At 60.4% G+C, this 7,309-nt stretch carries 9 protein-coding genes; 3 read left to right on the top strand and 6 right to left on the bottom strand.

What is annotated here, in order from left to right; genetic code table 11:
• Positions 1-278: 278 nt before the first annotated feature.
• Positions 279-635, top strand: coding sequence for a hypothetical protein (locus VIR09_RS26865; protein ID WP_332015631.1), 357 nt, complete (start codon positions 279-281; stop codon positions 633-635).
• 248 nt (positions 636-883) lie between these two features.
• On the opposite strand, the gene VIR09_RS26860 is transcribed toward VIR09_RS26865, so the two are convergent.
• The 6 genes from VIR09_RS26860 to VIR09_RS26835 form a co-directional block, all read right to left on the bottom strand.
• Positions 884-2,050 (bottom strand): hypothetical protein, encoded by a 1,167-nt coding sequence (locus VIR09_RS26860; RefSeq protein ID WP_332015630.1) that lies wholly within the window; start codon positions 2,048-2,050, stop codon positions 884-886.
• A 207-nt stretch (positions 2,051-2,257) separates the two neighbouring features.
• Positions 2,258-2,872 carry a hypothetical protein gene (locus VIR09_RS26855; protein ID WP_332015629.1) on the bottom strand — a complete coding sequence of 205 codons (615 nt, stop codon included), beginning with the start codon at positions 2,870-2,872 and terminating at the stop codon, positions 2,258-2,260.
• Positions 2,873-3,045: 173 nt separating this feature from the next.
• Complete coding sequence (locus VIR09_RS26850) at positions 3,046-3,885, bottom strand: hypothetical protein (RefSeq protein ID WP_332015632.1); 840 nt, start codon at positions 3,883-3,885, stop codon at positions 3,046-3,048.
• Between the two features lie 91 nt (positions 3,886-3,976).
• Positions 3,977-4,588, bottom strand: coding sequence for an LON peptidase substrate-binding domain-containing protein (locus VIR09_RS26845; protein ID WP_332015627.1), 612 nt, complete (start codon positions 4,586-4,588; stop codon positions 3,977-3,979).
• Positions 4,589-4,597: 9 nt separating this feature from the next.
• On the bottom strand, positions 4,598-5,005 hold the full coding sequence (locus tag VIR09_RS26840; protein WP_013394197.1) for a carboxymuconolactone decarboxylase family protein: 408 nt from the start codon (positions 5,003-5,005) through the stop codon (positions 4,598-4,600).
• A 106-nt stretch (positions 5,006-5,111) separates the two neighbouring features.
• Positions 5,112-5,456, bottom strand: a complete 345-nt coding sequence (locus VIR09_RS26835) for a GFA family protein (protein ID WP_332015626.1) — start codon at positions 5,454-5,456, stop codon at positions 5,112-5,114.
• A gap of 90 nt (positions 5,457-5,546) precedes the next feature.
• Between VIR09_RS26835 and VIR09_RS26830 the strand changes: the two genes are divergently transcribed.
• The gene (locus VIR09_RS26830) at positions 5,547-5,975 is read left to right on the top strand and encodes a VOC family protein (protein WP_013394199.1); all 429 of its coding nucleotides are present in this window, start codon (positions 5,547-5,549) and stop codon (positions 5,973-5,975) included.
• Between the two features lie 46 nt (positions 5,976-6,021).
• Positions 6,022-7,309: MFS transporter (locus VIR09_RS26825; RefSeq protein ID WP_332015625.1), on the top strand; the 1,288-nt coding region annotated here is incomplete at its 3' end.

Raw genomic sequence — 7,309 nt, 5'->3', positions numbered from 1 at the left:
CGACCGGCATGCCGGCTTCGCCCTCCTTCAACACGGCAACAATCTGGCTCTCTGTAAATCTGCTTTTCTTCAAGGGAATCTCCGACTCATGGAGGCCCCGAAATTCTATCGGCTGGTGCCTACCTGAAGGGGGAGCTTACGGGGGCAACAGCCCCAGTGCGCTGCGATATCAGCCATAATCAATTCAACTTGGCCCCGCGTGACGGCGGAGTTCAGTTTTCGCTCCCACATGAACCGGTAGCGGGTGGGTCGTAGCGTACTCAGTGCGGAGTATCTCAATGATGACACCGGAAACGCCAGACGACGACTTGGTACGGACCCGCAGCCACAGGCCACGCGACCTGCCCCAGGGCTTTCGGGCGGGATTGATTACGGCCATCACAGTATTGCTGGGATTTTCGCTGGGTTTTCTGCGCTACTGGGGCTTCGACGCGCCGGGCGATTGGAGCGCGCTGTCCGTGCTGCCGGGCCTGTCCTTGTTGCTCGCCAGCCTGCTGCAGATAATTGCTCTTTACCGCGCCTTGCGTTTGGAGGATGAAGCCGAGGATGAATACCGGAAAACCGTGCGATGGTTCATCGCGTCGGCGATGCTGCTGTTGCTGGGTGTGACAGCGGCGTTGTGGGAGGTGGCGTGATAAGAGAGAGATTGGAGCCGGTGAAGGGAATCGAACCTTCGCATGAAGCTTGAGGAGCCGCCGTTCTACCATTGAACTACACCCGCTCGGGTGTCGTGCGCCGCGCGAAAATGAGGTGTCAGACTACAATTTCTCAGCTCTTAGATAGCGAAATTGTAGTCTGACACTTTTTCATTAGCTCGTGCTTCTCAATCAGAATAAATTCGGGTGGACTCAGTCTGACACGTTATTCCGTGTTGATCGAATCGCTAAGCGCTATCGGTTGGTCCAACTCGCGACCGAATGTGGACGCTGCCCGTTTCAGCAAAAATCTTGGCACGCTGCATCAAATTGAAATCCAAGAGTTCTGCCTTTCCGGAACTGCCTTTCAGCAATGTAATGAACTCACGAAGATCGATAAGATGAAAGAATGCTTGAGTCGTTAGAGTTGCCTTTCTTAGTTGATTCTCGACATCACTCCAATCGCCGGTATGCATAAGCTCTGAAATAAGAACTATGCAATGAGGTCGCTGGTCCCTTACAACGTCCAATTCCTTGGCGCCCTCGTCCATAATCCGGTCGCCTCTAAGCAGTGCTTTTGCCGCGCCAACCAGTTGGGCTATGGCCTTTCGCACCTGCTTTTGTACTCCATTAGTGCGTCGATCTTGAGATCGCCCGTACCCGGCTTGAAGTACTGAGAGATCTTTAGCCTCAATCAAGAAGCTTCCATACTGATAAAACGACAGTACGTCGGTTAGCTCACGAACCTTTTCTCCGATCTGAACTTGAGGGCTCTTGTGAAGCGTAAGAGGAAAGACCGATTCCAACGATGCCCAGACCGCCCTCTCAAACATCTCACCTTCATTCAGGTCATCAATGGTTATGGTCTGATGGGTTCGTACTCCCATATAAGATACGTGATTCACCCTCCATGCCTCCAACATAGATTGGATATCGATCAGCGGAATTTTCGTTGCACCGGGGTACCTCTGAGACGGATCATTCGAGTAGCAGAAACAATCTAAGGCATGAGAGCAGTCTTTCGTAAATGGACCAACATACAAAGCGGGCTCGTCGTTTACGATTTTCGCCACCTCGCTTGCATCAGACTCGCTGATCTCCATGTTGGTCCATGCGAGGCACGCATCCATCTCGTTAAAGAGAAACACGGGTGTCTTCTGTTCGCGCAATAGGCGTTTGAGAGCGCCATGTTCCTCCTGCTCTCGCTGCACGCTCGAGATGAGCATTGGCGCATCGGGCATGTCGTGGATTCGCGCGCCGGCACAGAGGTATGTACCATGCCTTCCGAATAGAAGATCTAGTCGACAGCCGGCAAGAAGCGCCTTGATCGCGGATGTGGGTGCTTTGATCAGGAACGCTAGCTCCTCGCCCCCGTTTGCGGGAACAACCCAGAGGGATACTTCTTCAGCACGCATTTCTCTGTATACGCGCTGACTTGGCATGTGCATAGATACCTGACAGGCTGTGAACGTCCAAGGACTTTAGCCGATCTGAGTTGCCTTGCCTATACGGCTTGAGGATCGGAGGCTCCCGAGCTGAAAATAAGGATGCAACTAAACCAGAAGTCAGACTACAATTTCTTATTATCTAGGCAGTGAAATCGTAGCCTGCCATCTCATTACTCATTTCACAACCACGTACTCATCTACACCAACGGCATATTGATATGGCACGACGCCAGCAGTGGGTTGGTCCTTCGCCGGGCGAATTACGCCGTTGAGCGCAAGGAAGTGGATAAGATACACGCCTGGATTTTCGAGCTTCTGCACAAATGTAATCTCGTAACTCTCACCCGCACCAACATCCACGAAATTCAGTGGTATACGGGCGGAAGTCCCCGCATAGCGGCCAGACTGAAGACTGATTGGCGCTTTGTAGCGCGGCGCCCCTTCAGTGAAGGCGACGGGCACCAGCACCAAAGAATTATCGTCCAGAGTCACTCTACTTTCCCTGTTACCAATATTGGAAAGAGTCACCCGTACTAGAAGCAAATTCTGCCCATCCATCAACGGCTGAACTGTTGACTCAACCTTCGCCTGGACATGTGGCTTTTGCGTGGTTTTCTGATCAAGTTCCTTGAGTGTGTACTCTGTGATCTCCTTTTCTTTTTTTACATAGATTGTAGAGTAGTAAGCCCAAATCGCTAGGACGATGGCCGCGACGATCGTTGTTACTTGCGCGAGTATCTGAGTACCGAGATGGATTTTCTCGATCTTGCTGAGTGAACCTGTTGACACCCTTTACCCCTAATTGGAATAGACGAGGGAGATTATTACCTCTCCTACTCAAAGCAGCTGATCAAAAATCGAATCATCGACGGCTGCGAACGGTCCAACCAAACGCGTTAGCGGTTTACGTATCCAGATTGCACTAAGCAACGCTCGCGAGCCCCCTTTTTCCGTCCAGGCATTTAGTCGTCCCCTCCCCCCGACGCATTCCGCGCCTCAGCCAGCGCCACCGTCAAATGCATCACCTTCTTCTTCAACTGATCCCTTTCATCCGTCAGCCGAGTCAGCAATTCCCGTAACCGCGCCACCTCGGCCGGCAAATCCGCAATATTCTCAATAGGAATATCCGGCACTGCCTCGCGCGGCGGTGGTGCCTTGGCCTGGCGTACTTCGCGGGCAGCCTGCTGCAATTCCTTCCTGCCGCCAGCCACAGCCGCAGCCTGCCGTTCAGGCGGCAATGTTGCCACCGCCGCCGCAGCGTTGATGGAGATAGCCCCATCCTTGACCGCCCGCACCAATTCCGGCGCCGCAGCCTTCTGGATCTTCTCAATCTGCCCCAAGGTATTGCTGCTGATACGCGCAGCCCGAGCCAGAGCCTGGCGGCTCAACGCCTGCGACACGACTGCGGCCGGCAACGGCGGCGGTTCGCCGGCGTCTTCGTCCCAGGGGGGATCGTCAGACGCGGGCGCCGAGGGGGTGCGCGCCTGCAGGATTTCCTTCTTGCGCAACGCCAACACCCCACGCTGGAAGTCCGACACGCTGCGCCGGCCCAGGTGGTTTTCGATCATCCAGAGGTGCACGTCCTCGATGGATTTGAACGAGGTGTTCTGGCGGGTCTCGAAGGGGATGCCGTGCTTCATGCACAGCGCATGGCGGTTGTGGCCGTCGACCAGCAGGTCGCCCCATAGCACCAGGGCGTCGCGGCAGCCTTCGGCGAGCAGGCTGCGTTCCAGCGCCTCGCGCTCGTCGTCGGTCAAGGGGTCTATATAGGCGCGCAGGCCCTCGTCTATCCTGATTTCCATGGTGTCCAAATACGGTTACGCCCAGGCCCTGTACGCAATACGAGCAATACGAGGCCCCTGGCATCTGCCCTAAACCAGCCCTTGATCTGTCCTAAGCCAGCCCCTGCCCCCGAAGCACGTCCTGGATCGCCGCCAGCCGCGCCACCGGATCGCTCATGGCGAGCAAGGCGGCCTTGTCGTCGGGCGGCAGCGGCAGCAATTCGCACCAGCGGTCGGCGACCCAGCCGCTGTCGTCGAGCCGGAACGGCGGGCCCAGGGGCATTCTTTCGGGGGACACGCCGTCCTGCTGCCATTGGGCGACCAAGCGTCCCAGCGCGTCGGCGCTAGGCTGCATGGCCGCCGGCACGGGCGCGGGCGGGTCGTCGGGGATGGGCTCGGCCTGGCCCATCCAAAGGCCGTATTTTGCCACCTCGCTGGAAAGCAGCCGGAAACGGCTGGTGCCGACGCAGCGCAGCTCCAACAGGGCTGGCATGGGCGCGTCCCAGGCGTCGATGCGCGCCATCGTGCCCACGGGCGCCAGCATCTCCGTGCCTTCCGGGGTGCGCACCTCCTGGCCCGCCAACAGGCCGACCACGCCGAACTCGCTGCCGTCCGCGATGCATCGTCGGATCATGTCCAGGTAGCGCACCTCGAAGATGCGCAGGTGCAGCACGCCGGCGGGGAACAGCGCGTTGGACAGCGGAAACAGCGGGATCAGCGACATGGCGGCCTCCTATTTCACGATGAATGCCTCGTCGACGGGCACTTGCATGGCGGTGACCATGGCGTTGGTCTGCGCGGCCATGCCGATCACGCCCAGCAGTTCGGCATGCTGGCCGTCGGTCATGCCCTTGGCGCGGGCGGCGGCGGTGTGGGAGTGGATGCAGTAGGTGCAGCCGTTGGCGGTGGACACGGCGATGTAGATCATTTCACGCACCAGGGGCGACAGTTCGCCGTCGGCCATCATGACCTGTTTGAGCTGGCCCCAGACCCGCTCTAGCTGCGGCGGATCGTTGGCCAGGGCGCGCCAGAAGTTGTTGATGAAATCCGACTTGCGCGTGGCGCGGATGTCCTCGAACACGGCCCAGGCCTGCGGGCTTTTGCGTACGTCTTCGTCGGACAGCAGTGTTACGGTGCTCATGCGGCGCTTCCCTGGAAACTAGTTCAATTCGATGAAAAGACATGTCACGCACTCGCCATATCGCGCGGCGCGGCCATGCCCTATGATGTAGCCCGGCCAGCGGCGCTCAGATGCTGCGGCCGTCGTACGGAATGCGGGGCCAGGCGTTCAGATCCACGTTTTCCAGGCAGCGCACGTTCACCGCTGCAGTCGCTTCGCCCTTGGCGCCCACGCCGAAGCCGAACGGCGCGCAACCGCAATTGGCGCAGAAATGATGTGAAATCACGTGCTTGTTGAACCGGTAGGTCGACAAGCCGCTGGCGGGCGTGGTGAGGCGCACGCTGGCGCGGGGGACGAACCACAGCAGATAGCCTTTGCGGCTGCAGTGCGAGCAATTGCATTCCAGGACCTGGGACGGTTCGCCGTCGACTTCAAACGAGATCTGTCCGCAATGGCAGCTTCCTTTCAGCATGGCCGGGCTCCTTTGTTTGTGGGGGTCGGGCTTCCATCATAGAGCGGCGCCGCCCTCCTGGCACCGTCCGTTCACCACTCTGGAGAGATCATGCCCCAACTATCCGCCTACCTCAGCTTTGACGGCAATTGCGCCGAAGCCATGCAGTTCTACGAACGCGTGCTGGGCGGGCGGATGGAGGCGATGATCCGCTATGCGGACGCCCCGCCCGACGCCGCCATGCCGGTCCTGTCGGACGAAGACGCCGGGCGCATCATGCACGCGCGCCTGGGGCTGGACGAGCAGACGCTGATGGGCAGCGACGCCACCGCCGGGCATCCCTATCCTGGCAAGCAGGGCGTGGCGCTGTCCCTGGCCTATCCCACGGTCTCGGACGCGCAGCGCGTGTTCGAGCTGCTGGCCGATGGCGGCAGCATTACGATGCCGCTGCAGAAGACCTTCTGGGCCGAAGCCCATGGCTCGCTGATAGACCGCTACGGCACCCGCTGGATGGTCAGTGGCGGGCGTGTTTCCCACTAAAAAAGCAAGACGGCGGATCGAGCCGCCATCCACGGAGCAACAACTGATGACGCATGGAATACATGGCAAGCAACGCTGGTGGGCGCTGATGGTGCTTTGCCTGGGCGTGCTGATGATCGTGCTGGACACCACGATCGTGAACGTCGCCCTGCCCTCGATCCGCGAGGACCTGCATTTCACCGAGACCTCGCTGGTCTGGGTGGTCAATGCCTACATGCTGACCTTTGGCGGCTTCCTGCTGCTGGGCGGCAGGCTGGGCGACCTGCTGGGCCACCGCCGGATGTTCCTGGCGGGCCTGGTGGTCTTCACCATCGCCTCGCTGGCTTGCGGCCTGGCGCAGAACCAGGCGCTGCTGATCGGCGCGCGCGCCGCGCAGGGCCTGGGCGGCGCGGTGGTGTCGGCGGTGTCGCTGTCGCTCATCATGAATCTGTTCACCGAAACCGGCGAACGGGCGCGCGCCATGGGCGTGTATGGCTTCGTCTGTGCGGGCGGCGGCAGCATCGGGGTGCTGCTGGGCGGACTGCTGACCAGCGCGCTGTCATGGCACTGGATCTTCCTGGTCAACCTGCCTATCGGCGTGGCTGTCTATGCGCTGTGCCTGCGGCTGATTCCGGCTGCCCGGCCCGCCGTTGCGGGCACCCGGCTGGACGTGGCCGGTGCGCTCAGCGTCACGGCCTCGCTCATGCTGGCGGTGTATGCCGTGGTCAATGGCAACGAAGCCGGCTGGACGTCGACGCAGTCGCTGACCCTGCTGGGCGCGGCCGCCGCGCTGATGGTCCTGTTCCTGACCATCGAGGCGCGGGTGGAATCGCCGCTGATGCCGCTGGGTCTGTTCCGCCTGCGCAACGTGGCGACCGCCAACGTCGTCGGCGTGCTGTGGGCCGCGGCCATGTTCGCGTGGTTCTTCGTGTCGGCGCTGTACATGCAGCTGGTACTGGGTTACAGCCCCATGGAAGTCGGCCTGGCCTTCCTGCCCGCCAACCTCATCATGGCGGCGTTCTCGCTGGGCCTCTCGGCCAAGCTGGTGATGCGCTTTGGCATCCGCGCGCCATTGGCCACGGGCCTGTTCATGGCGGCTTTGGGGCTGGCGCTGTTTGCGCGCGCGCCGGTGGACGGCAGCTTCGCCGCGGACGTGCTGCCCGGCATGCTGCTGCTGGGCCTGGGCGCGGGCGTGGCCTTCAATCCCATGCTGCTGGCCGCGATGAGCGATGTGGAGCCCAGCCAGTCCGGCCTGGCTTCGGGCGTGGTCAACACGGCGTTCATGATGGGCGGCGCATTGGGCCTGGCGGTGCTGGCCAGTCTGGCCGCGGCGCGGAGCGCAGGCCTGGCCGCCG

The sequence above is a fragment of the Achromobacter sp. genome (assembly GCF_036567245.1).
Classification (GTDB): domain Bacteria; phylum Pseudomonadota; class Gammaproteobacteria; order Burkholderiales; family Burkholderiaceae_B; genus Achromobacter.
Note: the sequence above shows the minus strand (reverse complement) of the source record. Positions and strands in the feature narration are given on the sequence as shown.